General features: G+C 67.5%; 24 protein-coding genes and 1 tRNA gene. 10 read left to right on the top strand and 15 right to left on the bottom strand.

The genetic code is table 11. The features are described 5' to 3' along the window. Nucleotides 1-81: 81 nt before the first annotated feature. The 3 genes from ABS88_RS17135 to ABS88_RS17125 form a co-directional block, all read right to left on the bottom strand. On the bottom strand, nucleotides 82-780 hold the full coding sequence (locus ABS88_RS17135; RefSeq protein WP_286750193.1) for a hypothetical protein: 699 nt from the start codon (nucleotides 778-780) through the stop codon (nucleotides 82-84). A gap of 175 nt (nucleotides 781-955) precedes the next feature. After that, complete coding sequence (locus tag ABS88_RS17130; RefSeq protein WP_286750192.1) at nucleotides 956-1,288, bottom strand: helix-turn-helix domain-containing protein; 333 nt, start codon at nucleotides 1,286-1,288, stop codon at nucleotides 956-958. Continuing rightward, nucleotides 1,266-1,646 (bottom strand): type II toxin-antitoxin system RelE/ParE family toxin, encoded by a 381-nt coding sequence (locus tag ABS88_RS17125; protein WP_286750207.1) that lies wholly within the window; start codon nucleotides 1,644-1,646, stop codon nucleotides 1,266-1,268. Before ABS88_RS17125 ends, ABS88_RS17130 begins: the two co-directional genes overlap by 23 nt. 496 nt (nucleotides 1,647-2,142) lie before the next feature. Between ABS88_RS17125 and ABS88_RS17120 the strand changes: the two genes are divergently transcribed. Then, nucleotides 2,143-2,361, top strand: coding sequence for a helix-turn-helix transcriptional regulator (locus tag ABS88_RS17120; protein WP_502686159.1), 219 nt, complete (start codon nucleotides 2,143-2,145; stop codon nucleotides 2,359-2,361). Nucleotides 2,362-2,373: 12 nt separating this feature from the next. Here ABS88_RS17120 and ABS88_RS17115 read toward each other — a convergent pair whose 3' ends face one another. From ABS88_RS17115 to ABS88_RS17105, 3 genes are all read right to left on the bottom strand, one after another. After that, nucleotides 2,374-3,606 carry a tyrosine-type recombinase/integrase gene (locus ABS88_RS17115; RefSeq protein WP_286750191.1) on the bottom strand — a complete coding sequence of 411 codons (1,233 nt, stop codon included), beginning with the start codon at nucleotides 3,604-3,606 and terminating at the stop codon, nucleotides 2,374-2,376. A gap of 164 nt (nucleotides 3,607-3,770) precedes the next feature. Beyond that, nucleotides 3,771-3,845, bottom strand: a tRNA-Glu gene (locus tag ABS88_RS17110). Nucleotides 3,846-3,944: 99 nt separating this feature from the next. Then, nucleotides 3,945-4,457 (bottom strand): Lrp/AsnC family transcriptional regulator, encoded by a 513-nt coding sequence (locus ABS88_RS17105; RefSeq protein ID WP_076077459.1) that lies wholly within the window; start codon nucleotides 4,455-4,457, stop codon nucleotides 3,945-3,947. A gap of 98 nt (nucleotides 4,458-4,555) precedes the next feature. Between ABS88_RS17105 and ABS88_RS17100 the strand changes: the two genes are divergently transcribed. Further along, nucleotides 4,556-5,530: a DMT family transporter gene (locus tag ABS88_RS17100; RefSeq protein WP_076073506.1), complete on the top strand. Its 975-nt coding sequence runs from the start codon at nucleotides 4,556-4,558 to the stop codon at nucleotides 5,528-5,530. A 183-nt stretch (nucleotides 5,531-5,713) separates the two neighbouring features. Beyond that, nucleotides 5,714-7,363, top strand: a complete 1,650-nt coding sequence (locus ABS88_RS17095) for a class I adenylate-forming enzyme family protein (protein WP_286750205.1) — start codon at nucleotides 5,714-5,716, stop codon at nucleotides 7,361-7,363. Between the two features lie 19 nt (nucleotides 7,364-7,382). Here the strand turns inward: ABS88_RS17095 and ABS88_RS17090 are convergent, their stop codons facing one another. The 4 genes from ABS88_RS17090 to ABS88_RS17075 all read right to left on the bottom strand — a co-directional run bounded on the left by ABS88_RS17090 (nucleotide 7,383) and on the right by ABS88_RS17075 (nucleotide 11,277). Then, nucleotides 7,383-8,843, bottom strand: coding sequence for a S41 family peptidase (locus tag ABS88_RS17090; RefSeq protein WP_104960263.1), 1,461 nt, complete (start codon nucleotides 8,841-8,843; stop codon nucleotides 7,383-7,385). A 19-nt stretch (nucleotides 8,844-8,862) separates the two neighbouring features. Continuing rightward, the gene (locus ABS88_RS17085) at nucleotides 8,863-9,594 is read right to left on the bottom strand and encodes an RlmE family RNA methyltransferase (RefSeq protein ID WP_076073510.1); all 732 of its coding nucleotides are present in this window, start codon (nucleotides 9,592-9,594) and stop codon (nucleotides 8,863-8,865) included. Next, nucleotides 9,591-10,685, bottom strand: a complete 1,095-nt coding sequence (locus tag ABS88_RS17080; protein WP_076073512.1) for a Ppx/GppA phosphatase family protein — start codon at nucleotides 10,683-10,685, stop codon at nucleotides 9,591-9,593. Before ABS88_RS17080 ends, ABS88_RS17085 begins: the two co-directional genes overlap by 4 nt. Before the next feature lie 202 nt (nucleotides 10,686-10,887). After that, nucleotides 10,888-11,277: a glycine zipper 2TM domain-containing protein gene (locus ABS88_RS17075; RefSeq protein ID WP_104960264.1), complete on the bottom strand. Its 390-nt coding sequence runs from the start codon at nucleotides 11,275-11,277 to the stop codon at nucleotides 10,888-10,890. A gap of 162 nt (nucleotides 11,278-11,439) precedes the next feature. Here ABS88_RS17075 and ABS88_RS17070 point away from each other — a divergent pair, with 162 nt between their 5' ends. Beyond that, nucleotides 11,440-12,438, top strand: coding sequence for an esterase-like activity of phytase family protein (locus ABS88_RS17070; protein ID WP_076073514.1), 999 nt, complete (start codon nucleotides 11,440-11,442; stop codon nucleotides 12,436-12,438). Nucleotides 12,439-12,474: 36 nt separating this feature from the next. On the opposite strand, the gene rpmB is transcribed toward ABS88_RS17070, so the two are convergent. Further along, nucleotides 12,475-12,768, bottom strand: coding sequence for a 50S ribosomal protein L28 (gene rpmB, locus ABS88_RS17065; protein ID WP_076073516.1), 294 nt, complete (start codon nucleotides 12,766-12,768; stop codon nucleotides 12,475-12,477). Between the two features lie 130 nt (nucleotides 12,769-12,898). Here rpmB and tadA point away from each other — a divergent pair, with 130 nt between their 5' ends. After that, complete coding sequence (tadA, locus tag ABS88_RS17060) at nucleotides 12,899-13,354, top strand: tRNA adenosine(34) deaminase TadA (RefSeq protein ID WP_076073518.1); 456 nt, start codon at nucleotides 12,899-12,901, stop codon at nucleotides 13,352-13,354. Nucleotides 13,355-13,375: 21 nt separating this feature from the next. Here the strand turns inward: tadA and ABS88_RS17055 are convergent, their stop codons facing one another. Next, on the bottom strand, nucleotides 13,376-14,080 hold the full coding sequence (locus ABS88_RS17055) for an NAD-dependent deacylase (RefSeq protein ID WP_076073520.1): 705 nt from the start codon (nucleotides 14,078-14,080) through the stop codon (nucleotides 13,376-13,378). A gap of 110 nt (nucleotides 14,081-14,190) precedes the next feature. On the opposite strand from ABS88_RS17055, the gene dapB reads away from it, so the two are divergent. The 5 genes from dapB (at nucleotide 14,191) to ABS88_RS17030 (ending at nucleotide 20,242) form a co-directional block, all read left to right on the top strand. Next, complete coding sequence (gene dapB, locus ABS88_RS17050) at nucleotides 14,191-14,919, top strand: 4-hydroxy-tetrahydrodipicolinate reductase (protein WP_076073522.1); 729 nt, start codon at nucleotides 14,191-14,193, stop codon at nucleotides 14,917-14,919. A 6-nt stretch (nucleotides 14,920-14,925) separates the two neighbouring features. Then, nucleotides 14,926-15,582 carry an endonuclease III gene (gene nth, locus ABS88_RS17045; RefSeq protein WP_076073524.1) on the top strand — a complete coding sequence of 219 codons (657 nt, stop codon included), beginning with the start codon at nucleotides 14,926-14,928 and terminating at the stop codon, nucleotides 15,580-15,582. A gap of 125 nt (nucleotides 15,583-15,707) precedes the next feature. Then, the gene (locus tag ABS88_RS17040; RefSeq protein ID WP_076073526.1) at nucleotides 15,708-17,078 is read left to right on the top strand and encodes a M20/M25/M40 family metallo-hydrolase; all 1,371 of its coding nucleotides are present in this window, start codon (nucleotides 15,708-15,710) and stop codon (nucleotides 17,076-17,078) included. Between the two features lie 342 nt (nucleotides 17,079-17,420). Beyond that, nucleotides 17,421-18,641, top strand: coding sequence for an FAD-dependent oxidoreductase (locus ABS88_RS17035; RefSeq protein ID WP_286750190.1), 1,221 nt, complete (start codon nucleotides 17,421-17,423; stop codon nucleotides 18,639-18,641). Next, a complete protein-coding gene (locus tag ABS88_RS17030; RefSeq protein WP_076073530.1) occupies nucleotides 18,638-20,242 on the top strand; it encodes a phytoene desaturase family protein in 1,605 nt (534 codons plus the stop codon). The genes ABS88_RS17035 and ABS88_RS17030 overlap by 4 nt, the downstream gene beginning before the upstream one ends. A 10-nt stretch (nucleotides 20,243-20,252) precedes the next feature. On the opposite strand, the gene ABS88_RS17025 is transcribed toward ABS88_RS17030, so the two are convergent. The 3 genes from ABS88_RS17025 to ABS88_RS17015 form a co-directional block, all read right to left on the bottom strand. After that, complete coding sequence (locus tag ABS88_RS17025) at nucleotides 20,253-21,842, bottom strand: DsbA family protein (protein ID WP_104960265.1); 1,590 nt, start codon at nucleotides 21,840-21,842, stop codon at nucleotides 20,253-20,255. 54 nt (nucleotides 21,843-21,896) lie between these two features. Then, nucleotides 21,897-23,294, bottom strand: a complete 1,398-nt coding sequence (locus ABS88_RS17020; protein WP_082797249.1) for a M48 family metalloprotease — start codon at nucleotides 23,292-23,294, stop codon at nucleotides 21,897-21,899. 524 nt (nucleotides 23,295-23,818) lie between these two features. After that, nucleotides 23,819-26,426 (bottom strand): Rne/Rng family ribonuclease (locus ABS88_RS17015; RefSeq protein ID WP_286750189.1); only part of this gene is annotated, 2,608 nt, incomplete at its 5' end.

Below are 26,426 nucleotides of genomic sequence, written 5' to 3'. Positions count from 1 at the left end.
AACATCCGTGGCGCCGGTAGCGCTAAAACAGATCTCGCTAATCCGACCTCGAACAGGTGCTCTTGCAGCCGTCGAATGCCATCAAGTAGCCGGAGCGTCATACAGATAGCGCCTCATTGCCTGAAAGATGGACTCGATCTGCTCAGTTCCTGCATCTGCACTGATATGTATTTGCACATTTACATTCAGCGGAAACGCTTCGCTGCTAGCGCGCCCCGATGGGTTGGCGCGCCCTTCACGATCCTTCTGCGCGGCATCAGGCAACCTGCCATTTTCCGCCTTTTGTGAAGCAGCAGGTTTTCGCGAGGGTCGAGGTCGGGAGGTGTTTTCGGTTTGCGCGGCCTTTGAGGCCGCTCGCGGTGCCTCGTTCGGAGTAGGGCTCGATATCAGGAGATAGGTGGCAGCCTTGTTACCAGCAGCTCCTTGACCCAGGCCCTCGCGCAGGAACCATGACACAACTTTCTGCCGCTCAGCTTCACCCGGAGGTGCCAAGTGTATTAGACCCTCGGGGTATGTGTCATTGACGATTTGGGTGACAGCTTCTTCATAGCTGTCATCCAACCGCCATTTTTGGGCAACAGATGTGGCCTTCCCGTCCTCTGTGAGAAGGCCAACACTTCGCAGCTCATTTATATAAGCCTTGGCCGCTGCCTCCTGCACTCCCAGCTGAACGCCAAGGAGACGCTCATCTACCGTTACGCTAGGCGTTTTTTGAAGAATTGCTCTTATCCCCCACCAAACCGTGCTAGGGATTTGAGGATAGCGAACCTTATCTGCCATGATAGAACTCCTTTGTGTAGGATATCTCACATGAAGCAGAAAAAAGAAAGAGATTTATAATATAGTATTATCAATTACTTGTCTTTTATCATTCCCAATATGGGAATGTATAGTGGAGTCATCCACCAGACTCTATCGACCAAATGATTTTGGCGCTTCCATTGTCTAGCATTCCTCAAGCAACGGCCTGCAGTCCCCTGCGCTGGATAATGGACAGAAGACGCAGGGCAGGCCCACCCGGCCGTTTCACGCCACGCTCCCAATCGGACACCAGATTACGCGACACATTGAGATAGGCTGCGAACACCGGCTGCGAGACATGCTCGCGCTCGCGGATCGCGCGGATTTCGTCGCCCGCCAGCACCGGGGCCGGGGCAAGGCACGCCTCGTCAAAGTTGCGAAGCGTCGCGCGCGACACCACGCCCGCGTCGTGCGCGTCGCTCATCATCTCATGGATCGCACCCGCGATCTCGCTGCGATAGCCCTTATCCTTCGTCGTCGTTGCCATCTTCAATCTCCACCAGCGTTCCCGATGCTACCAGCCTGTCCAGTTCCTCGCCGCTCCACTTCAACGCTTCGGTTGCCGCATCACGCAACAGTGCCAGATCGGCTTTCGATATGTTCGCCTGCGCGCTCTTGGCGAACCCGAAAGCGAATATCGCGCGGTCGCCCTGCCGGAACAGGATCAACGTGCGATAACCGCCCGACTTGCCCTTTCCCGGCCGCGCTACGCGCTGCTTGATGACGCCGCCGCCAAGGTCGGCATCCACCAGCCCGCTTTCGGCCCACGCCACGGCATCGCGAAGGGCTGAATCATTGATTCGTTCCTTGCGCGAAAAGCGTTCGAACCAGCCATTCTTGAAAATACGCGTAATGGCAGCTCTCCTGCTTCACCTTCAATGTATAACACTCAGCGTTATATTTCAACGTAGGATGCGATCGCGCCGTTTGGATATGCTCATCGCTACGGTGCCAAATCGGCACTGCCATGCCTTCCCTCTTGCGGGACCGGTACGGTGTAATGCAGACTCATATGTGGCGGGCAGACCACCGAAAAGGAGGTCTGTGACGATATGCGAATCGGGACCGAGAAACGGTCGCTAGGGCATTTCTCCCGTTCAAAGCGGAGCAGCGAGGTGGCGGATACGCCACGGTACTCCCGAAATTCGGCGAAAAGCTCCCGCCCATCTTTGCCTGATCGCGCCCATCGTGGCCGTGCGCCACCGTCCACTGAAGTCTGTAGCCGTTTGCCTGTATTTGCGCCCGATTCTTCGCCGGTATCGAGAGTCGGCGAAAAGGCACTTGCAAGACGAAGCCGACCATCCAAAATCTTTCCCAGGGAGCTTCGTCAGCCACCAGATGATGAAAGAATATCCCGTGCCTCACCCTGAACGGATCATACGCCTCAAGACGGTGCTGCATCGCACCGGACTTTCCCGCTCCACCCTCTACCGCAAGATCGCGGAAGGCAGCTTTCCCCGGCAAATCACAATCAGCATCCACGGCACCGGCTGGCATGAATCCGCCGTGGATCGCTGGATCGCCAACCCCGCCGCTTTCCGTGAAGATCGCGCCGAATGAGGCAAGGCCGGGTTACTCCCCGGCCTTCGCCTTCTGGAAGTCGCCCTTGATGACCTTCGCGCCGTCGCGGAGGAAATCGAGGTGATCCGACCAATGTTGCATCATGCGGACGCGCTCGTCCCAATACTCGCCCCGCGTATAGGCACGGCGCACCGCATTGTTGTCGCAATGGGCAAGCTGCCGCTCGATCGCGTCGGGATGCCATAGGCCCATTTCGTTGAGCAATGTCGCCGCCATCGCCCGGAAGCCGTGGCCGGTCATTTCGTCCTGCGCGAAGCCCATGCGCCGTAGCGCGGCGTTGATCGTGTTTTCCGACATGGGGCGGTCAACTGACCGCAGGGACGGGAACAGGAAGCTGCTATAGCCTGCGTCATGCTCAATGGTTTCGAGGATGGCGAGCGCCTGACGGGAAAGCGGGATGCTGTGGATGCGCCGCATCTTGGTCTTGTGGGGCGGGATAGTCCAAAGCGCCTTGTCAAAATCGAAGTCGGCCCATTCGGCATAGCGAAGCTCACCGGGACGGACAAACACATGCGGAAGCAACTGCAATGCCGCCTTGGTGTTCGCAAAGCCCTCGAACGCTTCGATGGCGCGTAGCAAGCCGCCCGCGCCGTTGGCGTTCGTGATCGCCGCCCGGTGGACAGGCTGGGGTGCAATCAGCGCGCCGCGTAGATCGGCGGCAACGTCGCGTTCCGCCCGCGCCGTGGCGATGGCGTAGCGAAATATCTGGCTGGCGGTGCTGCGAAGGCGCTTCGCCGTCTCGTAACGGCCTTTGCCCTCCATCTTGCGGAGCATGATAAGAAGCTCCTGCGCGGTAATGGAGGCGACAGGACGCTTGCCGATGGACTCGTTGATGAAGTCCAGCAGCCAGCGCAGTTTCTTCATGGTGACGACGGAACGGCCCTCGCGCTCGACCTTCACAAGCCATTCGTCGGCAACAGCCTTGAAGCTGTTGGACGCCGCGACGGCGGCGGCGATGCGCTCAAGTTTGAGCTGCTCTGCCGGATCGTTGCCACGCGCCAGAACCTTGCGCGCCGCGTCGCGCTGCTCGCGGGCTTCGGCTAGGCCAGTGTCGGGATAGACCCCGAACGCCAGCGTCTTTTGCTTGCCGTGGTGGCGGTAGTTCATGCGCCAGTAGCGGCCACCGTTGGGGGTCACATAGAGGAAAAGCCCGTCGCCATCGGTGAGTTTATAGGGCTTTTTCCGGCCCTTGGCGTTTTTGATCGAAACGGCGGTAAGCGCCATGATGGTATCTCCGACAAGGGGAGGACCGCGCTACCATCAGATATACCATCAAGATGGTGGTATCCGGTGGCACTCGGCCGCTCCGTATGGGAATACCTATACCACAAAAAACCGCAGAAATCAGCCAGTTATGGCACTCTCTGAAACCCTCTGGGAGAGGATTTTGGTGACCCCTACGGGAATCGAACCCGTGTTTCAGCCGTGAGAGGGCCGCGTCCTGACCGCTAGACGAAGGGGCCATGGCATGGCCGGGCGGGTCTCTACCCTGCTTCCGCGGCGCAGGCAAGAGCCGGTCGCTTTTCCGCCCGCTGACGCAGACAGCCTTGCCGTTGCGGCGATCAGCGGCGCGGGGCGGGCGAGGTCGTCGCGGGGATTTCGATTTCCATTCCGGCCTTGACCCGGTGGAGTGCGATCAGGCTGCGGAAGCTCTTCACCGATTCGTTCTGCGCGAACAGCCGGCGTGTCGAGGCTTCGTAGGCGGCCATGTCGGGCACGACGATCACCAGCACAAGGCTGATCCCGCCGGTCACATAATAGCATTGCTGCACTTCGGGCGCGGCGCGGAACAGCGCCTTGGCCCTGTCGACGGTCGGCAGCTTCTCGTCGGTCAGATGCACTTCGACGATCGCGGTGATCGCCATGCGGACCGCGGCGGGGTCGACGATCGCCACGTTCCGATCGATGATGCCCGCATCCTCCATCGCGGCGATGCGGCGCTGCACTGCCGCCGCCGACAGGCCGACCGCTTCGGCGATCAATCGCTGCGGCTTCTTCGCGTCGCGCTGTACGATGCGCAGGATGGCACGATCGAAATTGTCGAGTTCGCTGCGTCTGGTGGAGCGGGCCGGCATCATGAAGCGAGTTTTTGTTGCATTTCGCCCTCGAATCAAGGGCGCAATTCCCGCTTTGACGGTGATATTTCCCAGCAATCGTCACCAAGGACAGCGTCATGATCCCAGATACCGCCGGACCGCATGCGTCGCGCCGCACAATGCTGGGGATCGCGTGCGGAATGGGGGCGGGGGCGCTGTGGGGGCTGGTGTTCCTCGCGCCGGCGCTTGCGCATGATTTCAGCCCGATCCAGCTCACGATCGGTCGCTATGTCTTCTACGGCCTTTTTTCCGCGGCGATCATGGCGCCGCGCTGGCGCCGCACCGTCGCGCAGGCGACGCGCAGCGACTGGCTGGCGCTCGGCTGGCTGGGGCTTTGCGGCAACATCCTCTATTATATCCTGCTGTCCGGCGCGGTGCAGCTCGGCGGGATCGCGATGACGTCGCTCGTCATCGGCTTCCTTCCGGTTGCAGTCACCCTGGTCGGAAGCTGCGATCATGGCGCGGTTCCACTCGTCCGGCTGTGGCCGTCGCTGCTGCTGTCGGTCGCTGGCGTGCTGTGCATCGGCTGGCAGGCGGTCGCCGCGCCTGCGACGGGTTCGACCGGCCGACAGCTCCTCGGGCTCGCGTGCGCCGGCGGCGCGCTGCTCAGCTGGGTCGTGTTCGCGGTGGGGAACAGCCGCGCGCTGAACCGCCTGGACCATATCGGCGCGCACGACTGGAACCTGCTGATGGGGATCGTCACCGGTTCGCTGTCGCTGCTGCTGATCCCCTGGTCGCTGGCGTTCGACGGCGAACCGCATGCGATGCTCGACTGGGCGCGGCTCGCTGGCGTGTCGATGGGCGTCGCGCTGCTCGCGTCGATCCTCGGCAATCTGCTGTGGAACCGGATGAGCCGGCTGCTGCCGCTGACCCTCGTCGGGCAGATGATCCTCTTCGAGACGCTGTTCGCTCTCCTATACGGTTTCCTGTGGGAAGCACGCCTGCCCACCGGGCTTGAAGCGGCCGCTTTCGTGCTGGTCGTCGCCAGCGTGCTGTCGTGCATCGCCGCGCACAGGGAGCCGGCGGCGCCCGAAGCGATCCAGCCGGCCTGACCGGAGCGGGCGGGCGGGGGCTGCTCGTGCGCGCCGAGCCGCACCCTTGTCGAACGGGCCGGGCGATCCTAACCTTGCCGCCGAGCCGCCGATTCAACGGCGCGCAGGATGATGGAGAGATGTCTCGTGGCGAATGATCCGACCGGCGAACCCGTGGTGCCCCTCGACCCCAGCTGGCCGAAGATGTCGCTGGCCGATGCGACCGCGGCGCTGACCGCGCCGGGCGCTCCGTTCGAGATGGAGGTGGTGCCGATCCGCGGCATTGCGACGCGGGTGTGGAAGAATGCGCCGCACGATCTGGGCGAACTGCTCGACCTGTCGCGCGTGCACGGGGAGCGGCCGTTCACGATCCTCGACGACGAGCGGATCAGCTATGCGGCGAACTGGCGCGCGACCGCGGCCTTCGCGCGGGCGCTGCAGGCGATGGGCGTCGGCCCGGGCGACCGGGTCGCCTTCGCGATGCGCAACCTGCCCGAATGGCCGATGGTCTTTTTCGCCATCACCACGATCGGCGCGATCGCGGTGCCGCTCAACGCCTGGTGGACCGGCGCCGAACTGGCCTATGGCATTCGCGATTCGGGATCGAAGATCGTGATCGTCGATGGCGAGCGCTACGAGCGGCTGCGCGAGCATCGCGCGATGCTGCCCGACGTCGAACAGTGGATCGTCGCGCGCGGCGCGGGGCCGATCGCCGATACGACGGCGCTGGAGGAGATCGTCGGCGCTCCGGCAAGCTGGGCCGCTCTGCCCGGCGACGATCGCCCGCGCGTCGCGATCGACAGCGACGATGCGGCGGCGATCTTCTATACCAGCGGCACGACGGGGCAGCCCAAGGGAGCGCTCGGCACGCATCGCAACATGATGACCAACATCCTCTCGGGCGCTTTTTCGGGAGCGCGCAGCTTCCTGCGCCGCGGCGAGACGTTGCCGGAGCCCCAGCCGCGCACGATCTTGACGGTGATCCCGATGTTCCACGTTACCGCCTGTTCGGCCATGCTGATGGGCGCGATGGAGATCATCGAGCGCGAGCAGGTCAACGTCACCGGCGGTGTCCCGACGATCGCCTGGCAGCTCATCGAGCATCCCGACCGCGCGAATTACGATCTCTCGTCGCTCGAGGCGATCGCCTATGGCGGCGCGCCGTCGGCGCCCGAACTGGTGCGGCGCATCTATGAGGAGTTCGGCGCGCTGCCCGGCAACGGCTGGGGAATGACCGAGACGATGGCGACGGTGACCTCGCACGGGGCGGAGGATTATCTGAACCGCCCGGCGAGCGCGGGGCCGCCGGTCGCGGTCGCCGACCTCGAAATCCGCGCCGAAGACGGCGTTACGGTGCTGCCGGTCGGCACGGTCGGCGAGCTGTGGGCGCGCGGGCCGATGATCGTGATGGGGTATTGGAACAAGCCAGAGGCAACCGCCGAGACCTTCGTCGACGGCTGGGTGCGCACCGGCGACCTCGCGCGGCTCGACGAGGAGGGCTTCGTCTATATCGTCGACCGCGCGAAGGACATGGTGCTGCGCGGCGGCGAGAATATCTATTCGTCGGAGGTCGAGAATGTGCTGTACGACCATCCGGCGGTGACCGACTGTGCGGTAATCGGCATTCCGCACCGTACGCTGGGCGAGGAGCCCGCGGCGATCGTGCATCTCGCGCCCGGCACGACGGCGACCGAGGTCGAACTGCAGGATTGGGTGCGTGCCCGGCTCGCGGCGTTCAAGGTGCCGGTCGCGATCCGCTTCGCCGCCGACACGCTGCCGCGCAACGCCAACGGCAAGATATTGAAGAAGGATCTGAAAGCGCTGTTCGCCGACCGCGAGAGCGCCGCCGCCTGAGCGGCGTCAGTTCGGCACTTCAGAACAATCCGGGCAGTTCGCGCTGTGCCGTGGTCGGCCGGGCTGGGGCGAGCATCTCGGTCGGTTCGCGCACCGCGGCGATGCTGCGCGTCGTCGATGCGCTGAGCCCGGTGATCGGCGCGCCGCAGCTTCGCCCGGCTAGGAAATCGATCGCTGCGCGAACCGACGCCTCGCGCGGGTCGCCGAGCGGCAGGTCGAGATCGTCCGCGGCCGCGCAGCTGTTCGCGATCCGGGGCGCCAGCCCGCCGAAATAATCGCCGGCCCCCGCCGCATTACCGGTCGCGAAGGCGATCACGCGCAAGCGGTCGTCGCACTCGGGGCGGTCGAGCGCGATCTGCCCGACCGGCTTGCCATAGGTGTTGCCGCCGACCAGCGTCATGTTGGTGCCGAGCCACGGCAGCATGCCGTTGATGACGAGTTCGCTCGCCGAGGCGGTCGACCCGGTGCCGATGAAGGCGATGCGCGTCGGCGCGATTGCCTGGGCCTGTGCGGTGAAGAAATGCCGTTCGTCCTTCGATGCCTTTTCCGGGCGGAACCGTGTCTGCGAAAAAATCTCGCTCGCGTTGCGGTCGCGGCCCAGCAGGTCGCCGAACAGTTCGGCGGTCGAAACCAGCCCGCCGCCGTTGTAGCGCAGGTCGACGACGATGTCGGTCACGCCCCGGTCGCGGAAGGTCTGGAACGCGTCGCGAAGCTGCTGGTCGGCCGAGCGGATGAAGGTGCGCAGATTGACGTAGCCATAGCTACGCCCGCCCTCGCTGATGACCTTGGCGCCATAGCGGTCGGACACCGGGTCGATGTCATATTCGGCCTTGGTCACGCGCACGTCGCGCGTGTCGGAGGCGTCGGTGACGCGCAGCACGCGCGTCACGCCGGCTTCGTCGGGACCGAGCGCGGCGATGATCGCGTCGGTGCCGCCCGCGGCGGCGAGCGACGACAGCGTGCGCATCGAATCGGCGCTGGTGCCGATCGCCGATATGCGCGCGCCCCGGTCGATTCCCGCCGCCAGCGCCGGCGCACCCTCATAGGCTTCGGCGATGACGATGCGCTGCGCATAGGGATCGTAGGCGAGCCGCAATCCGAATCCCGCACTCGCGCCGCGTGCGTAGAAGGCCGTCTCCTCGGCGATCGAGGTAATGTAGGTGAAATAGCGATCCTTGCCGAGCGCGCGCGCCGGCGCGGTGAGTGCGTCGATATAGGATTGGACGTCGGCGTACCGCGCCGGATCGGCGTTACGCGCCATGTCGCCGGGGAACAGATACCATTCGTCGAGCACGGCCTTTGCGAACCCCTGGCGCGCCGAAAGGGTGCAACTCGCGGTCGGCGCCGGGGTGGGCGATGGTGTCGGCGTCACCGTGACCGGCGGTGCGCCGGTTCCGCCGCCGCCACCTCCGCCGCCGCACGCGGCCAGCATCAGCGCCGCCAGCACGACCGAAGCCCCCGATGCCCCTGTCCGCTTCATGCCGTCCCCCCGCCTTCGTTCAAGGCATCTCGTCTTCGCTTGCCCCGGCGCCTTCCCGGCCCTTGAAGCCCTGTGCGACGACATAGAGTTCGGGCGATCCCTTGCGGCTGGCCGGCGGCTTGGCGTGCTTCACCGTGGCGAAATTCCGCTTGAGGATGGTCAGCAGCTCGCGGTCGGCGCCGCCCGCGAAAACTTTCGCGACAAAGGCGCCGCCGGGCTGCAGCGTCTGCACCGCGAAATCGGCGGCGGTTTCGGCGAGCGCGATGGTGCGCAGATGGTCGGTCTGGGGATGGCCGACGGTGTTCGCCGCCATATCGGAGATGACGAGATCGGGGGCGCTGCCCAGCGCCTCGATCAGTGCGTCGGGGGCGGTGTCGTCCATGAAATCCATCTCGAGGATCGCGACCCCTTCGATGGGCTCGCAGGCGAGCAGGTCGATCCCGACAACGCGCGCGCGCGGGTTGGTCTTGCGCACGACCTGCGACCAGCCACCCGGCGTGATGCCGAGGTCGACGACCGCGCGCGCCTTTTTCAGGAAGCCGAATTTCTCGTCGAGCTCGATCAGCTTGTAAGCGGCGCGCGAGCGATAGCCCTCCGCCTGCGCGCGGCGGACATAGGGATCGTTGAGTTGGCGCTGCAGCCAGCGCGTCGACGATGCGGTGCGCCGCCGCGCGGTCTTCACCCGCTCGTGCAGGCCGCCGCGTCCGCTGCCGCCCCCGGCGCCCCCGCCTTTGCGATGCGGGCCGCTCACCGGCGATGCTCGCGGCGCGTCACCGGTACGTCGCGGCCCTGCACCGCCAGCGTGCGCAATATCCCCTCGCGGATACCGCGGTCGGCGACGCCGACGCGCGCGGCGGGCCACAGGTCGATGATGCTTTCGAGGATCGCGCAGCCCGCCACGACCAGGTCGGCGCGCTCGCGCCCGATGCAGGCGATCTCCGCGCGGTCGGCGAGGCTTGCCTCGGCGAGGCGGTGGCTGATGTCGCGCATCGATCTGGTGGGAACGATCAGCCCGTCGACCGCACGCCGGTCGTAGCGCGGCAGGTCGAGGAAGACGCTGGCGAGCGTCGTCACGGTGCCGCTGGTACCGAGCAGGCGCAGCGGCTGGCCCGCGAATCGCTGCGCGCGATCGGCGAAGGCGGCGAAGGCGGCGCGCGTTACCTCGCGCATCTGCGCATAGCTTGCGCGCCGCGCCGGCAGGTCGTCGGTCGTCGTCGCGGCATGCTCGGTCAGCGACACGACGCCCCACGGCACGCTCACCCAGTCGTGGATCGCGACGTCGTGACCGTTCACCTCGACCTGCATCAACTCGGTCGATCCGCCGCCGATGTCGAAGATCAGCGCCGGCCCGTCGCCGGGCTCCATCAGATTGTGGCAGCCGAGCACCGCGAGCCGCGCCTCTTCGGCGGCCGAGATCACGTCGAGCACGATGCCCGTCTCGCGCCGCACCCGGTCGACCAGTTCGTCGCAATTGGATGCGCGGCGGCAGGCTTCGGTCGCGACGGCGCGCGACAGCGCGACATGGCGGCGGCGCAGCTTGTCGGCGCAGACGGCGAGCGCGGCGACCGCGCGGTCGATTGCCGCCGCGCCGATTCGGCCGCTGCCGTGCAGACCCTCGCCCAGCCGCACGATCCGTGAAAAGGCATCGATGACGACGAGTTCGCCGTCCTGCGGCCGCGCGATCAGCAGGCGGCAGTTGTTGGTGCCGAGGTCGATGGCGCCATAGCTTTTCGGTCGCGTGAATGCGAAGGGGCGAGGTAGGGAACCGCCCTTTCGTCTGTCCGTCGCCACCGCTGCTCCGGGCCGCGGCGGCTGCCCTGTTGGCGCTGCCATTTGCCGCATGGCTATGATTACCTGTCTCAATTCACGCGCCCGCAGGACCGCGGACGTGCACTTGGCATCGAGACTAGGCGCGCCCTGCGGCGATGGCAAGCCGCATCGCCTCGCTTCCCCATCCCCATTCGGCGCAAGCAAAACCCCGCCCGGCGCAAACCGGACGGGGCAGGAGGGAAGAGCATTTTCGTTGGGGGTCGGGTCTGCCTTCTTAACGGCAGCCGTCATTCCCCTTGTCGATCGCGCGGCCCGCGATGGCGCCGACGGCGCCGCCGATGATCGCGCCGACGGTGCGGTCGCCGCGGCCGGCGATCTCGTGGCCGGCGAGCCCGCCGGCGATGGCGCCGATCACCGTGCCGCCGGTGCCGTTGTCGCACTGGCGATAATTGCGACGGTCATAGCGCTGGTTGTAATAGCGCCGGTCGTTCCGATAATCGCGGCGGTCCGAGCGATCGTAGCGCCGGTTGTCGCGATGGCCCGCATAATAGGTCGAATAGCCGTCGCGGTCGTAATAGCCGTTCTGCGCCGCGGCCGGAGTCGCCAGGCCCAGGGTCGCAGTGGACATCAGGGCGGCGAGGGAGAGCGTCATCATCTTTTTCATCTCTTGTCTCCTTCTTTCGTCTTGGGCCCTTGCCGGGCGGTGGGTCGATGATGCGGTTTTGCCCGATTCGGTTTGAGCGAAGCCTGAACATGGCTGTCGGCTGGCGTTCAGCTTCGATGCGCGGCTTTCCTTTCCCGCGTCGCGGCCCTACGCCCGGCGGCGATGCGCCGCCGCCTGCTCTTCGCCCTGCTGATCTTCCTTGCCGTCGGCCCCGTTCTGGGGACGGCCTTTCGCTTTCCGGTCGATAACTTCACCCAAAGCATCGTCGCGCGCCCGCTCGACGGCGCGCCGGGTCGGACCGGGGCGCTCCGCTTCGTGCGCGGCTGGCATCTGGTCAGCCCGAACAGCCGCTTCGGCGGCTTCTCCGCGCTCGCCCGGGTGGGGCCGGGCCGCTTCCAGCTCGTCAGCGACGCCGGCGGCTGGACACGCCTGACGCTGCACCCCGACGGCCGCGTGACCAATGTGCGCATCGGTCTGTTGCCGACGCTGGAGGGCGGATCGGGGCGCAAGTCGCTGGTCGATGCCGAGGCGATGGCGATCGATCCGGCAAGCGGCGCGAGTTGGATCGCATTCGAGGGCGTCAACGAGATCCGGCGATACGATCCGGCGCTGTCGCGGATCGAATCGCGCCGGACGCTGCCGCAGCCCGCCTGGCCGGGCAATGGCGGGCCGGAAGCGATGGCACGGCTGGCCGACGGGCGCACTATCGTCTTTTCGGAAGATGCCGACGATGATCCGCGCGGCCGCGAGGCGCTGCTCTACGCCACCGATCCGGCGGCGCCGGGCCCGCCGCCGCTGCGTTTCTTCTACGATGCACAGGCCAAGGGATCGGTCAGCGACGCGGCGCCGCTTCCCGACGGGCGCGTCCTGCTCGTCCATCGCAGGCTCGGCCTGTTGCCGGTCTTCACGACGATCCTCGCCGTGGTCGATCCCGCCGACATCGGCTCCGATACGGTCGTCCGGTCGCGCACCATCGGCCGCGTTCCGCGCGCGATCGCCGACAATTTCGAAGGCGCGGCGGTTTCGGTCGAGCGCGGGCGCACCTATGTCTGGCTGGTGTCCGACGACAATTTCACCAGCTGGCAGCGCAGCTTGTTGCTGCAATTCGAACTCGTCGGGCTGCCGCCGCGCACTGCGGACAGCAAAAAGGCGGCGCCGTAACCGGGCCGCCTGATTGCGTCGGCGATGGAAAGGCGGTCAGGCGGCCGTTTCGGCCAGCTTCTTCGCCACTTCCTTCTTCACCTTGCGGGCGTTGGCCGAAAGCAGGTCGTCGCCGGTCTTCATCAGCCAGTTGTCGAGGCCGCCGTTGTGCTCGACCGAACGCAGGCCGTGCGTCGAGACGCGCAGCTTGACGCCGCGACCCAGCGCTTCCGACAACAGCGTCACATTCTGCAGATTGGGCAGGAAGGTGCGCTTGGTCTTGTTGTTGGCGTGGCTGACATTGTGGCCCACCTGGCGGCCCTTGCCGGTCAGTTCGCAAATGCGCGACATCGTCTTCGTCCTCACAAAATCTGGGCGGCGCGCCGGTTGGCGCGACAAGCGCCAAGGAAACCGGATCGGCCGGGAAAGGCGCGCGCTTATCCGCTTGCCGGAGATTCGTCAAGCGATTAGCGGGAAAGCCATGGCCTGTTTCCCACTTCCCGACCCGATGCGCCGCGCGCTCGATCTGGCGCGAATCGCCGCCGAATGGGGCGAGGTGCCGGTCGGCGCCGTCATCGTCAAGGACGGCGCGATCATTGCCGAAGGGCACAACCGTCCGCGCGAATCGCACGATCCCACCGCGCACGCCGAAATCGTCGCGATTCGCGCCGCGGCGACCAAGCTCGGCAACGAGCGGCTCGACGGCTGCGACCTCTATGTGACGCTGGAGCCCTGCGCGATGTGTGCGGGCGCGATCGCCCATGCACGGATCGCGCGGCTCTATTACGGCGCCGACGATGCGAAGGGCGGCGCGGTCGCGCATGGCGCGCTCGTCTTTTCGCAGCCGACGGTCCATCACCGCCCCGAAATCTACGACGGCATCGGCGCGGGCGAGGCGGCGGTGCTGCTCCGCGATTTCTTCGCCGCGCGCCGTTGAAAAGCGCGCGGAGGCTCGAGCTCAGACCTCCAGCATCCGGTCGACCCATGTCGGCACCAGCCGCGTTGCCGGACCGTGCCGCGCCTCGGCGAACCAATGGCTGCCCTCGCTCGGCTCCATGTTGAGTTCGAGCGTGCGTGCGCCCGACTGGCGCGCTTCGCGGACGAAACCCGCGGCGGGATAGACCGCGCCCGAGGTGCCGATCGACACGAACAGGTCGGCCCGGTTCAGCGCGCGATAGATGTCGTCCATCCGATAGGGCATCTCGCCGAACCATACGACGTCGGGGCGCAGATGGCCGGCCACGCCGCATGCGGGGCAGGGGGGGCGGTCGATCAGCGGCCCGGTCCAGCGGCTGCGCGTGTCGCATGCGGTGCACCAGGCGTTCAGATGCTCGCCGTGCATGTGGACCAGCCGCCGGGCGCCGGCGCGTTCGTGCAGGTCGTCGACATTCTGGGTGACGATCAGCAGGTCGCCGGGCCAGTAGGCGTCGAGCCGCGCCAGCGCCTCGTGCGCCGCGTTCGGGACCTTGGTCTGGATCGCCTCGCGCCGCGCGTCGTAGAAGCGGTGGACGAGGTCGGGATCGCGCGCGAAAGCCTCGGGCGTCGCGACGTCCTCGACCCGATGCTGCTCCCACAACCCGCCCGCGTCGCGGAAGGTGTCGATGCCGCTTTCGGCCGAAACCCCGGCGCCGGTCAGGATCACGATATTCTGGATGGGAGTCATGTTATCCTTGCTTCGTCCCCCCGAACGTGATTCGGGGTCCATTCTCGCTACGCGGGTGCGAATGGATGCTGAACCGGATTTCAGCATGACGGGGACGGGAAAGGCAAGGCATGACCAGCATCGGGATCGTCGGCAGCCAGGGGCGGATGGGCGTCGCGCTCGCCGCCGCAGCAGCGGAAGCGGGGCATGGACATTGCGGCATCGACAAGGGCGGCAATATCGCGAAACTGGCGGCAAGCGCCGACGTGCTCGTCGATTTCTCCTCGCCCGCCGCGCTCGAGGCGACGCTCGACGCCTGCGTGGCGGCGAAGAAGCCGATCGTCATCGGCACGACGGGGCTCGAGGAGCGGCATCATTATCTGATCGACGAAGCGGCGCGCGACATCGCGGTGCTCCAGACCGGCAATACGTCGCTCGGCGTCACCCTGCTCGCGCATCTGGTGCGCGAGGCAGCGGCGCGACTCGACCCCGAATGGGATATCGAAATCCTCGAAATGCATCATCGGAACAAGGTCGACGCGCCGAGCGGCACCGCGCTGCTGCTCGGGCAGGCGGCGGCCGAGGGGCGCCGCATCGATCTCGTCCGCTGCTCGGAGTGCGGCCGCGACGGTGTCACCGGCGCGCGCGGGCACGGCAAGATCGGTTTCGCCAGCCTGCGCGGCGGTACCGTCGCCGGCGACCATGACGTCATCTTCGCGGGTCCCGAGGAGATGATCACCCTGTCGCACCGCGCCGAGAATCGCATGATCTTCGCGCGCGGCGCGGTGAAGGCGGCGCTGTGGCTGATCCACCAGAAGTCCGGGCGCTACACGATGCCGCAGGTGATCGGGCTGTTCTGACCCGCGATGACGAAAGCCGACATCTTCGAATTTTTCCGCCGCCTGGCCGAGCTCAATCCCGATCCGCAGACCGAGCTGGCGTTCGGCAACACCTATCAGCTGCTCGTCGCCGTCGTGCTCTCGGCGCAGGCGACCGACGTCGGGGTGAACAAGGCGACGCGGGGGCTGTTCGAGACGGTGAAGACGCCGCAGCAGATGCTCGACCTCGGCGAAGACGGGCTGAAGCGGCACATCCGTACGATCGGGCTGTTCAATGCCAAGGCGAAGAATGTCATCGCGCTGTCCGAAATCCTCGTCCGCGACCATGGCGGCGAGGTGCCCGCCGACCGCGATGCGCTGGTCGCGCTTCCGGGAGTCGGGCGCAAGACCGCCAATGTCGTGATGAACTGCGCGTTCGGTGCGGAAACCTTCGCGGTCGACACGCACATCTTCCGCGTCGGCAACCGCACCGGGCTCGCGCCGGGCAAGACGGTGCTCGTGGTCGAAAAGCAGCTCGAACGCAAGGTGCCGGCGCCGTTCCGCGTCGGCGCGCACCACTGGCTGATCCTGCACGGCCGCTATATCTGCAAGGCGCGGACGCCCGAATGCTGGCGCTGCCCGGTCGCCGACCTGTGCCGCTACAAGCCCAAGACGCCGGCGCCGAACGCGAAGAAAGCAGCCTGACCCGAAGATTCTGCTCGCCATGAACTTGTCGAAGGCCCGTTCTTCCGCCAGCATGGCAGCCGGGACAGGGCTTCCATAGGCTCGGTCCGAACGGATCAGAATAACTCGCTAAAGGGGTCGATCACATGCGTTTTGCTTCCATCTTTCTGGCCTCCGCCGCCCTGCTGGCCGCGGCGCCCGTCCACGCCAAGCCCGCCGATCCCACGGCGGCGAAGGCGATCCTGACGGACAGCATCGCGATTCCGACCGTCGCCGGACGCGGCAAGGTCCCCGAACTGGCGGCCTATTATGCCGGGGTGCTCAAGGCGGCGGGCTTTGCCGACGGCGATATCGTCATCACTCCGATGGGCGAGACCGCTACCTTCGCCGCGACGCTGAAGGGCACGACCGACGCGAAACCCATCCTGCTGCTGGGCCATATGGACGTCGTCGAGGCCGATCCCAAGGACTGGGTACGCGACCCCTTCGTGCCGGTGGAGGAAGGCGGCTATATCTTCGGGCGCGGATCGGAGGACAATAAGTTCGACGTTGCGATGATGGTCGCGACGCTCGCGCAGCTCAAGAAGGACGGGTTCCGGCCGAAGCGCTCGATCATCCTGCTGCTGTCAGGCGACGAGGAAACCGCGATGGACACGACACGCGCGCTCGCCGCGGCCTACAAGGGGGCGGAATTCGCGCTCAACGGCGACGGCGGCGGCGGGCTGATCGGAGAGGATGGCAAGGCCCGATATTACGGTCTGCAGGCGGGCGAGAAGACCTATGCCGACTATGTGCTCGAAGTGACCAATCCCGGCGGGCACAGCTCGCGCCCCGGCGCGGTCAACGCGATCGTCCAGCTGTCCGAAGCGCTGGCGAAGATCGGCGCCTATCGCTTCGCGCCGCAGCAGAACGAACTGACGAAAGCGGGGATGCAGATCGTCGCCGACCAGGTCGGCGGCGCCATCGGCGCGGCGCTCAAGGCCTTCGCCGCCAACCCCGCGGATGCCGGGGCGGTCGCGGCGATCCGCGCCGACCCCGAATATGTCGGCCAGATCGGCACGACCTGCGTGCCGACCCTGATCAAGGGTGGCCATGCCGAGAATGCGCTGCCGCAAAGGGCGACGGCGAACGTCAATTGCCGCATCTTTCCGGGCGTGAGTATCGAGGCGGTGCGTGCCGAACTGGAAAAGGTCGTCGCCGATCCCGCGATCAAGGTGAACACCGACCCCGATGCCACCGCGAGCGACGCCTCGCCGCTGCGCCCCGATGTCGTGGCGGCGGTGACGAAAGCGGTGCACGCGCGCTACCCCGGGCTGCCGATCATCCCGTCGATGAGCGCGGGCGCGACCGACAGCCTGCATTTTCGCGCGCAAGGCGTTCCCAGCTATGGCGTCGCGGGGCTGTTCAGCAAGGCGAGCGACAGCTTCGCGCACGGCCTCGACGAGCGCGCGCCGGTCGATGCGATCCCCGGCGCGCTGGCGCATTGGGACAGCCTGCTGCGCGACCTGTCGAAATAGAGCGTGATCACCTTGGATTGAAAATGTCGGATACTTCCGTACTGGCGGGAGCCCGGAGTGGGAAGAGCCGAGGTCGGCACCGGCCCGCTCCGGGTTCCGGCCTAGGGGCCGATCGGCAACTATCCCTTTCCGGCAAGGGCCGTTCCCCGGCGAAAGCCGGGGTCCGGATGGCGTAGTCTGCCCCGCGCGGACCCCGGCTTTCGCCGGGGAACGGGACCTTACCTGCCTGAGGAGCATATATGCAGGGGTCTCTTCGCTCGCCGTCGGGCGGGCGAAGAGCGGGTGGCAAATCTCCGTCGTCGGGTCCAATATGGGGGAAGGGGGGCAGCGGCTGGAGCGAAGATGGGCGAGAGGCTTTCCACCGTGATCGTCGGCGGCGGTCCGGCCGGCATGGTCGCCGGGCTGCTGCTCGCGCGCGCCGGCGTTCGCGTGACGGTGCTCGAAAAGCATCGGGATTTTCTGCGCGACTTCCGCGGCGACACGGTGCATCCGTCGACGCTCGACCTGTTCCGCCAGATCGGGCTGCTCGACGAGTTGCTTGCCCTGCCGCATGCGCGGTTCGACACCGCGACGCTCGACCTGCTCGGCCGCCGCTATACGATCGCGACCCTCCGGCATTTGCCGGTCGCGGCGCCCTATATCGCGATGATGCCGCAATGGGACCTGCTCGATTTCATCGCGCGGCAGGCGCGGCGCTATCCGACCTTCGACCTGCGGATGACAACCGAAGCGGTCGCGCCGGTACTCGACGCCGCGGGCCGCGTCGCAGGCGTGTCGCTGGCGAGCGGCGAGGCGCTGCCTGCGCGGCTCGTCATCGCCGCCGACGGCCGTCGCTCGGTGCTGCGCGAGGCAGCCGGCCTGCCGCGCGAGGACCTCGGCGCGCCGATGGACGTGCTCTGGTTCCGCGTCCCGATGCCCGAAGGCGGCGCGCCCGCCGACGTCCCGCTCGGCTCGATCGGCCGGCGCGGCATGGTCGTCGCCATCCCGCGGACCGGCTATTGGCAATGCGCTCGGATCATCGAGAAGGACGGCTTTCCGGCAATCGCGGCGCGGGGGATCGACGCCTTCCGCGCCGACGTCGTCGCGCTCGCGCCGGGACTGGCCGCCGGAATCGACGCCATCGCCGGCTTCGACGACGTCAAACTGCTGTCGGTCGCGCTCGACCGCCTCACCCTCTGGTCGCGGCCGGGGCTGCTCGCGATCGGCGACGCCGCGCATGCGATGTCGCCGGTCGGCGGCGTCGGCATCAATCTCGCGGTACAGGATGCGGTCGCTGCGGCAAATGTCCTGGCCGCCCCGCTGGCACGCGGCGACGACCCCGACCCGCTGCTGCCGCGCGTGCAGGCGCGGCGCTGGACGCCGACCGTGCGGATGCAGGCGATCCAGCGTATCGCGCACGACCGCGTGATCCTGCCGGTGCTGCGCGGCGAGGTCGACCATGTGCCCTTCGCCGTGAAGCTGCTCGACCGCGTCCCGCTGCTTCGCCGCATCCCCGGCCGCATCCTCGGTCTCGGCTTCGGGCGCGAGCATGTCGAATCGCCGCTGGCCGGGGCCGGGCGATGACCTCATCCTACGACGCGCTGATCATCGGCGCCGGGCACAACGGCCTCGTCTGCGCCTTCTATCTTGCGCGCGCGGGGTTGAAGGTGCGGATCGTCGAGGCGCGCGACGTCGTCGGCGGCGCCGCGGTGACGGAGGAATTCGCGCCGGGCTTCCGCAACTCGGTCGCGAGCTATACGGTCAGCCTGCTTCAGCCGAAGGTGATCGCCGACATGGCGTTGGCCGAGCACGGCTATCGCGTGATCGAGCGCCCGATCAGCAATTTCCTGCCGCAGCCGGGCGGCGGCTATCTGAAGCTCGGCGGCGGGATCGCGCGCACGCAGGCCGAATTCCGCAAGTTCAGTTCGCGCGATGCCGAGGCTCTGCCTGCCTATTATGCCGCGCTCGAACGGGTCGCCGACCTGCTCCGCGACCTTGCGCTGCGCGTGCCGCCCAATGTCGGCGAAGGGATGCGGACGTGGCTCGACGGCGTGCGGCAGGGGCAGCGCTTCGCGCGCCTCGACCTCGAAACGCAGCGCGACGTGCTCGACCTGTTCGCGCGGTCGGCGCGCACCGTCCTCGACGGCTGGTTCGAGAGCGAGGCGGTGAAGGCGGCCTTCGGCTTCGACGCGGTGGTCGGCAACTATGCCTCGCCCGACACGCTCGGCAGCGCCTATGTCCTGCTCCACCATGTCTTCGGCGAGGTGAACGGGCGGAGGGGGGCATGGGGCCACAGCGTCGGCGGCATGGGCGCGATCACGCAGATCATGGCGCAGGTCTGCCGCGCCGCGGGGGTCGAGATCAGCCTCGAAAGCCCGGTCGCGCGGGTGCTCGTCGACGGGGAGCGGGCGGTCGGGGTGCGGCTGTTGGGGGGTGAGGAGATTGCCGCCGACCGCGTCGTCGCCAATGTCGGGCCGAAGCTGCTCTACGATCGCCTGATCGACGCCGCCGACCTTCCCGCCGATTTCCGGCGGCGGATCAGGGCGTTCAAGGTAGGAAGCGGCACCTTCCGGATGAACGTCGCACTGACCGGACTGCCGAAATTCACCTGTCTTCCCGAACCCGGCGAGCATCACCAGTCGGGAATCATTCTGGCACCGACGCTCGATTACATGGACCGTGCCTTCCTCGATGCGAAGCGCTACGGCTGGTCGAAGGCGCCGATCGTCGAGATGCTGATTCCGTCGACCGTCGACGACAGTCTCGCGCCCCCAGGCTACCATGTCGCGAGCCTGTTCTGCCAGCAATTCGCGCCCGAACTGCCCGATGGACGCGACTGGGATACGGAAGAAGGCGCGGCGGCCGACGCGATCCTCGACACGGTCGAGGCACACGCCCCCGGCTTTCGCGCCAGCATCGTCGCCCAGACACGGCTCAGCCCCAAAGGGCTCGAACGCCGGTTCGGCCTGGTCGGCGGCGACATCATGCACGGCGCGATGAGCCTCGACCAGCTATGGGCGGCGCGGCCGGTGCTCGGTCACGGCGGCTATCGCGGGCCGGTGAAGGGACTCTATATGTGCGGCGCGGGCACCCACCCCGGCGGCGGCGTCACCGGCGCGCCGGGGCATAATGCCGCGCACGTCATCCTGCGCGACCGCAGTCTGTTCGCGCCGCGCTGGCGCTGAGCGGGCGCGTTCAGCCCTTCGCCCGCGCCTTGGCGATCGCCTGCTTGAGCGCGGCAAAGCCGACCTGCCCCTGGAACAGCTGATCGCCGACGACCCAGGTCGGGGTGGCGTTGAGCTGGAGTTGGCTGGCGATGGCGAGGTTGCTGTCGAGTTCGCGCTGAAACAATGCCTCGTTCGCGGTCGCGTCGGCGCTGCCGTCGGTGACCACCCCAGCCCTGGACGCCGCCTCGGCGATCGCCGCAGGGGATAGCGAGGAGGCGGCGAACATCGCGTGGTGGAAGGCATCGTAGCGCCCCTGCCGCGCCGCGGCGAGCGCCATCAGCGCGGCGTCGCGGCTCTGCGGCGCGATGATCGGCAATTCGCGGAACACGACCTTCAGCCTCTTGTCCTCGCGGATCAGCCGGTCGACGTCGGGCACGCTCGCGCGGCAGAAGCCGCAGGCATAGTCGGTGAAGACGACCAGCGTGACGTCGCCGTCGGCATGTCCCGCCCAGGCGCCGGCATAGGGTTTTTCGAGCGCGGGGCGGATTGCGTCGATCGCCTTCGCGATCTCCTTGTCGCGCTGCGCCTCCAGCGCCTGCGGGATGAGGTGGGGGTTGGATTGGATGTAATTTGCGACGATCGTCTCAACCTCGCCCTTGCTGAGGCCGCCGCCGAAGCGCCCGCCGAGCCAGAAAGCTGCGGCGAGCAGCACGATCGCGGCGATGCCGCCCGCCAGCCATGCCCGTGTCGATCCGCCGTCCATTCCCGCTCCCCCGATATGCGGCATCGGCCCGGCCGCTAGCGCGCGCGCAGCCGATGGCGGCGGGGGTGGCGGCGAACGGTCGTCCACCTCGGCGACCGCGCCGGATTTCGTCTTCTTCGGCGCCGGCGCGACCGCGGGCTCGCCGGCGAACAGCGGCAGGTCGGGCGCCGCCGGCTTCGCCTCGGCGGCCTCGCGTGCGAGGAGCTGTTCGAGCCCCGAAGGCGGCGGAGCGGGCTCCTCTGGCGGGGCGGGGCGCAATTTGGTCGCGGCCTCGCCGATCCCTTCCTTGCCCGCCTTCGCAACCGATTCGAGTCCGGCGCGCGTCCGGTCCGCGACCTCGCCGAGCCCGTGTCCGGCCTTGCTCGACAGCTTCGCGACCCGGTCGCCGAGCGCGAGGCCGGCCCAGGCCGCGCCGCCCGCCTTCGCGGCGGCGCGTCCGGCGCCCGCGGCCCCGCGGCCCACGGCGCGCGCCGCGCGGGCCGAGAGGGCGCCGCCCTGCCGCGCGAGCGCGCGGCTGCGGCGCGGAATCTCCATCGCCTCGACCTTCGCGGGAATATCGGCGCGCGCGCCGACCGCGATCGTCCAGTCGGCAAAGGCCTCGGCGCCCGTGCGCAGCCGTTGCCACGCGCCCTGCGCGCCCGCGCGTATCCGGTCGGGCTTCACCAGCGGCGCACGCGGCCGCTCCTCCGCCGCGGGATAGCGCGACAGGTCGATGCCGACCGGCGGCGACTCCCTCGGCTTGGCGAGCCCTCCGTCGTCGAGTCCCCCGCCGGCGCGCGGTGCGCCTTGCGGGCCCGGCGCCGGCCCCGGATCACGAAGCCAGGGCTGGTAATAATCTTCCTTGTTGTCCGTCACTTGCTGCCCTTGTGCATCACAGGATCGCGATGCCGTCCCGTCGTTTGCGCGAATCTAGCGCCGTTTGCGCGTTCGTTCCACCTCGGCGCGGGCGACCAGCGAAATATCCTGCGCCCGTATCCAGTCGGGCGAGCCTTGCGGCAGGCCCTGCATCGCGGCTTCGGCATTACGCAGCGCGAGCGATGCCTGTCCACCCTCGAGACTGTATCGCTCCGCCGAGGCGAGCGCGGCGCGCGCCTGATCGCCCTTGCTCGCATAGACGATGCCGAGCTGGTACCAGGCGAAGGGATTTTCATTGTCGAGCGCGACCGCGGTCTTCAGCACCTTTTCGGCCTCGGGGTAATTGGCCGAATCCTCGGTCGCGATCAGCGCATGACCGAGCAGCGCGGCGATCAGCGGCTGCGACCGCGAATTGGCGACCGCCTTGCGCAGCGCCGGGATCGCGTCGCGCGGGCGCCCCGATTCGAGCAGGATCTGGCCTTCGAGTTCGAGGAAATAGGGATCCTCGGGATCGGCGGCGATCAGTCCCTCGACCTCGGTCAGCGCCTTTTGCGGATAGGCGCTCTTGTGCCAGGCATAGGCGCGGGCATAGCGTGCGGGGACGCTGGTGTTGCTTTCGGGATAGAGGCGCAGCGTTTTCGCCGGTTCCGCGACGAATCCCACCAGTTTCGCCTTCACCCGCTCGAAACGCCGTTCGATCTGCGGGTCCGACGGCTTGTCCCACGCCGGATCGACGACATAGACCTCGCGCAGCGCCTGGATGCGGTCGCCCGACAGCGGGTGGGTGCGGCCATAGGCCTGGTCGTCGTCCTGTTTGATCGCATAGCGGAATTCGATGTTCTGCAGCCGCTTGAAGAAGGCGAGGCTGCCCTTGCCGCTGATCCCCGCCTTCGACAGATATTGCGCGCCCGCGGCGTCGGCGGTCGCCTCCTGCACGCGGCTGAAGGCGAGGAATTTGCCGAGCGCCGCCTGCTGGCCCGCCATCAATATTCCCATGCCCGCCTCGCCGCCGCCCGCGGCGATCGCCGCGGCGCCGAGCAGCAGGCTGACGAGCGAGATGCCGGTAGCGGCCTTGATGCCGTCGTTGGTACGGATCGCGTGGCCGCCCATGACGTGGCCCAGTTCGTGCGCGAGCACGCCCTGCACCTCGTTGGCGCTGCCGGCCGCCTCGATCAGCCCGCTGAAGACATAGATGTCCTGGCTGCCCGCGACGAAGGCGTTGATACTGGGATCGCCGAGCATGTGGACGCGCACCTGGCCCGGGCGCAATCCCGCCGCGACGAGCAGCGGGTCCATCATGTCCTTCAGCAACGCCTCGGTCTCGGCATCGCGCAGGATCGATTGCGCCATCGCCGGCCGCACCGCGACCGCGAGCATCGCCAGCAGCACCAGCAGGGCGCGCAGCAAGGAACGCGGGCCGGCGGCCCGGTGCGTGGCGTGCGGCGGGGTCATCGCTGCCTTGGTGGCGCCCCGCGCCTGAACATCGACTGAAGCCATGCAGGACTTATTGGGGCGCGGCGTGCGGCGGCGCAAGATGCGCCGCGCCGATTCCGCGGCCGGGCGGAATCGGCATTGTGAGGAAGGCGGCGCCGATACCCCCGACGGAAGCCGGGTGCCGGACGAGGACGCGCCGGAGCATGATGACTTTGGTTCGACCCGCTTCGTCATTGCGACCCCGGACTTGATCGGCGTTTATACCTTGGAGACAGGGACGCTGGTGATCCCCGGCGAAAGCCGGGGTCCATGCGAGGCAGGCGCACATAGCTGGAGCCCGGCTTTCGCTGGGGAACGCTCACTTGTCGGATGGGGATAATTGCGGACCTGATCCGGGGAAAGCCATCCAGGGCGGTTTGCACTATTCTGGATTGCCGCGCGGCTTCGCCGCTCGCAATGACGAGGCCATTCGATGTCATCGCCCTTTTGGAACGGCCCCCGACTTTCGCCGGGGACCGCGGCGCCGCGCGGCCCGGCGTGGATCAGTTGCCGAAGGTGCGCTGCCACCAGCCGCGACGCGGCTCGCCCGTGGCTTCGTCCACCGCGTCGTCGCCGTCGGCGACGGTCGCCGGTTCGGCCTCGCGTTCAGGCGCCGTGACGGGAGCCTCGGCAGCTTCCGCTGGGGCGGCTTCGGCGGCGGCGACAGCCTTCTTGCTGCGGCTTGCGCGCTTTTTCGGCGCGGGCTTGGCTTCGGCTTCCACCGGCGGCGTCGCTTCGGGCGCGGCGGCGGGGGCTTCGGTGGCTTCGGCTTCGGCCGGGGCTTCGGCCGGAGCAGCCTTGGGCTTGCGCGGCGCGCGCTTGCGCTTCGGCTTCTCTTCGGCGGCCGGCGCTTCGGCCTCGACCTCGGCTTCGACGGCGACGGGCTCGGGCGCTTCGGCTTCGGGAGCTTCCGCTTCGACCGGTGCGGCTTCGGTCACGCCCTCGTCGGCGGCCTCGGCCTTCTTGCGGCCGCGTCCGCCGCGACGACGGCGCGGCTTGGCTTCCGCTTCGTCGGCCGGAGCCTCGGCAGGCGCTTCGGCTTCCGCCGGCTCGACGTCAGCCGATTCGGCCGCCGTTTCGGTGTCCGCTTCCGCGTCGGTATCGGCATCGCCGGCGTCGCCATTCTCGCCGCTTTCGCCATTTTCGTCGTCGCGACGTCCGCGGCGCCCGCGGCGGCGGCGGCGGCGGCGCTTGCGGCCGTCGCCATCGCCTTCGTCGTGCGGACGATCGGCGCGTTCCTCCTCGTCCTCCTCGGCGGTCTCATCGTCGAAGCTCTCGTCTTCCTCTTCCTCGATCTCGACGATCGGGGCGAAGCTGCGCTGCTGCGTGGGCGGCGGACCGCCGACCTCGACCACCATCCGCGCACCCTCGGTCTCGCCGTCGGGCAGGATTTCGACCGAGACGCCGTAGAGTTCCTCGATCTCGCGCAGTTCGCGGCGCTTTTCGTTGAGCAGGTAGAAGGTCGCTTCCTGGCTCGCGCGCAGCGTGATCCGGCTGCCCTTTCCGCGTGCCGCTTCCTCCTCGATCAGGCGCAGCGCCGACAGACCGGCCGAGCTGGCGGTGCGGACGAGCCCGGTGCCCTCGCAATGCGGGCAGGGGCGCGTCGAGGCTTCGAGCACGCCGGTGCGCAGACGCTGGCGGCTCATCTCCATCAGCCCGAAGCCCGAGATGCGGCCGATCTGGATGCGGGCGCGGTCGTTCTTCAGCGCTTCCTTCATCGCACGCTCGACCTTGCGGACGTTCGAGCCGTGATCCATGTCGATGAAGTCGATGACGATCAGCCCCGCCATGTCGCGCAGGCGCAGCTGGCGCGCGATCTCGTGCGCGGCCTCGAGGTTGGTGTTGAGCGCGGTCTGCTCGATATTATGCTCGCGCGTCGAACGGCCCGAGTTGATGTCGATCGACACCAGCGCCTCGGTCGGGTTGATGACCAGATAGCCGCCCGACTTGAGCTGGACGACGGGATTGAGCATCCCGGCGAGCTGATCCTCGACGCCGTAGCGCTGATAGAGTGACACCGGGTCGGCATATTGCTTCACGCGCCGCGCGTGGCTGGGCATCAGCAGCTTCATGAACTGCTTCGCGGCCTTGTAGCCCTCGTCGCCCTCGACGAGCACTTCCTCGATATCCTTGTGATAGATGTCGCGGATCGCGCGCTTGACCAGGTCGCTGTCCGAATGGACCAGTGCCGGGGCGCTCGACGCCAGCGTCTTTTCGCGAATCTCGTCCCACAGGCGGGCCAGATAGTCGAAGTCGCGCTTGATCTCGGTCTTGGTGCGGCTCATCCCGGCGGTGCGGACGATGCAGCCCATCGTCGGCGGCAGATTGAGATCGTCGATCATCGCCTTGAGCTTGCGACGGTCGGCACCGTTCGAGATCTTGCGGCTGATGCCGCCGCCGTGCATCGTGTTCGGCATCAGCACGCAATAGCGGCCGGCGAGCGACAGATAGGTGGTGAGGGCGGCGCCCTTGTTGCCGCGCTCCTCCTTGACGACCTGAACCAGCATCACCTGGCGGCGGCGGATGACGTCCTGGATCTTGTAGCGGCGGCGCAGCGACATGCGGCTTTCGCCGTCGTCGTCGCCGTTCCGGCCGCGGCCGCGACCCTTGCGGCCACCGCGCGCCCGTCCGCGCCCGCGGCGCCCGCCGCGGTCGTCCTTCGATTCCTCGGCGTCGCCATTGTCCGTATCGGATTCGCCGTCGCCATCGCCGGTCTCGGCGTCCATGTCGTCGTCGCTGTCCTCGCCGACCGTCACCGGCGCCGGGGCGTCGCCATTCTCGTCGTCGTCATGTCCCTCGACCTCGGCGACGTCGCCTTCCAGCTCGTCGAGATCCTCTTCGGCGCGCATCGCCGCCTCGGCGGCATGCTCGGCCTCTTCGCGGAGCAGCGCTTCGCGGTCTTCCTTCGGAATCTGGTAATAATCGGGGTGGATTTCGCTGAAGGCCAGGAAGCCGTGGCGGTTGCCGCCATATTCGACGAACGCCGCCTGCAGCGACGGTTCGACGCGGGTGACCTTGGCCAGATAGATATTGCCCTTGAGCTGCTTGTGCTCGGCGGACTCGAAATCAAACTCCTCGATGCGGTTTCCCTTGGTGACGGCGACCCGGGTT

The sequence above is a fragment of the Sphingopyxis sp. SCN 67-31 genome (genome assembly GCF_001725095.1).
Note: the sequence above shows the minus strand (reverse complement) of the source record. Positions and strands in the feature narration are given on the sequence as shown.

Excerpts from the sequence above, each read along its gene's own strand:
- ABS88_RS17075 (WP_104960264.1), bottom strand. The coding sequence starts at position 11,277 with ATGAAAAAGATGATGACGCTCTCCCTCGCCGCCCTGATGTCCACTGCG.
- nth (WP_076073524.1), top strand. The coding sequence starts at position 14,926 with ATGACGAAAGCCGACATCTTCGAATTTTTCCGCCGCCTGGCCGAGCTC.
- ABS88_RS17055 (WP_076073520.1), bottom strand. The coding sequence starts at position 14,080 with ATGACTCCCATCCAGAATATCGTGATCCTGACCGGCGCCGGGGTTTCG.
- ABS88_RS17100 (WP_076073506.1), top strand. The coding sequence starts at position 4,556 with ATGATCCCAGATACCGCCGGACCGCATGCGTCGCGCCGCACAATGCTG.
- ABS88_RS17120 (WP_502686159.1), top strand. The coding sequence starts at position 2,143 with ATGAAAGAATATCCCGTGCCTCACCCTGAACGGATCATACGCCTCAAG.
- dapB (WP_076073522.1), top strand. The coding sequence starts at position 14,191 with ATGACCAGCATCGGGATCGTCGGCAGCCAGGGGCGGATGGGCGTCGCG.
- ABS88_RS17080 (WP_076073512.1), bottom strand. The coding sequence starts at position 10,685 with ATGCGGCAAATGGCAGCGCCAACAGGGCAGCCGCCGCGGCCCGGAGCA.
- ABS88_RS17070 (WP_076073514.1), top strand. The coding sequence starts at position 11,440 with ATGCGCCGCCGCCTGCTCTTCGCCCTGCTGATCTTCCTTGCCGTCGGC.
- ABS88_RS17105 (WP_076077459.1), bottom strand. The coding sequence starts at position 4,457 with ATGCCGGCCCGCTCCACCAGACGCAGCGAACTCGACAATTTCGATCGT.
- ABS88_RS17040 (WP_076073526.1), top strand. The coding sequence starts at position 15,708 with ATGCGTTTTGCTTCCATCTTTCTGGCCTCCGCCGCCCTGCTGGCCGCG.
- ABS88_RS17090 (WP_104960263.1), bottom strand. The coding sequence starts at position 8,843 with ATGAAGCGGACAGGGGCATCGGGGGCTTCGGTCGTGCTGGCGGCGCTG.
- tadA (WP_076073518.1), top strand. The coding sequence starts at position 12,899 with ATGGCCTGTTTCCCACTTCCCGACCCGATGCGCCGCGCGCTCGATCTG.
- ABS88_RS17030 (WP_076073530.1), top strand. The coding sequence starts at position 18,638 with ATGACCTCATCCTACGACGCGCTGATCATCGGCGCCGGGCACAACGGC.
- ABS88_RS17095 (WP_286750205.1), top strand. The coding sequence starts at position 5,714 with ATGTCGCTGGCCGATGCGACCGCGGCGCTGACCGCGCCGGGCGCTCCG.
- ABS88_RS17135 (WP_286750193.1), bottom strand. The coding sequence starts at position 780 with ATGGCAGATAAGGTTCGCTATCCTCAAATCCCTAGCACGGTTTGGTGG.
- ABS88_RS17020 (WP_082797249.1), bottom strand. The coding sequence starts at position 23,294 with ATGACCCCGCCGCACGCCACGCACCGGGCCGCCGGCCCGCGTTCCTTG.
- rpmB (WP_076073516.1), bottom strand. The coding sequence starts at position 12,768 with ATGTCGCGCATTTGCGAACTGACCGGCAAGGGCCGCCAGGTGGGCCAC.
- ABS88_RS17130 (WP_286750192.1), bottom strand. The coding sequence starts at position 1,288 with ATGGCAACGACGACGAAGGATAAGGGCTATCGCAGCGAGATCGCGGGT.
- ABS88_RS17035 (WP_286750190.1), top strand. The coding sequence starts at position 17,421 with ATGGGCGAGAGGCTTTCCACCGTGATCGTCGGCGGCGGTCCGGCCGGC.
- ABS88_RS17115 (WP_286750191.1), bottom strand. The coding sequence starts at position 3,606 with ATGGCGCTTACCGCCGTTTCGATCAAAAACGCCAAGGGCCGGAAAAAG.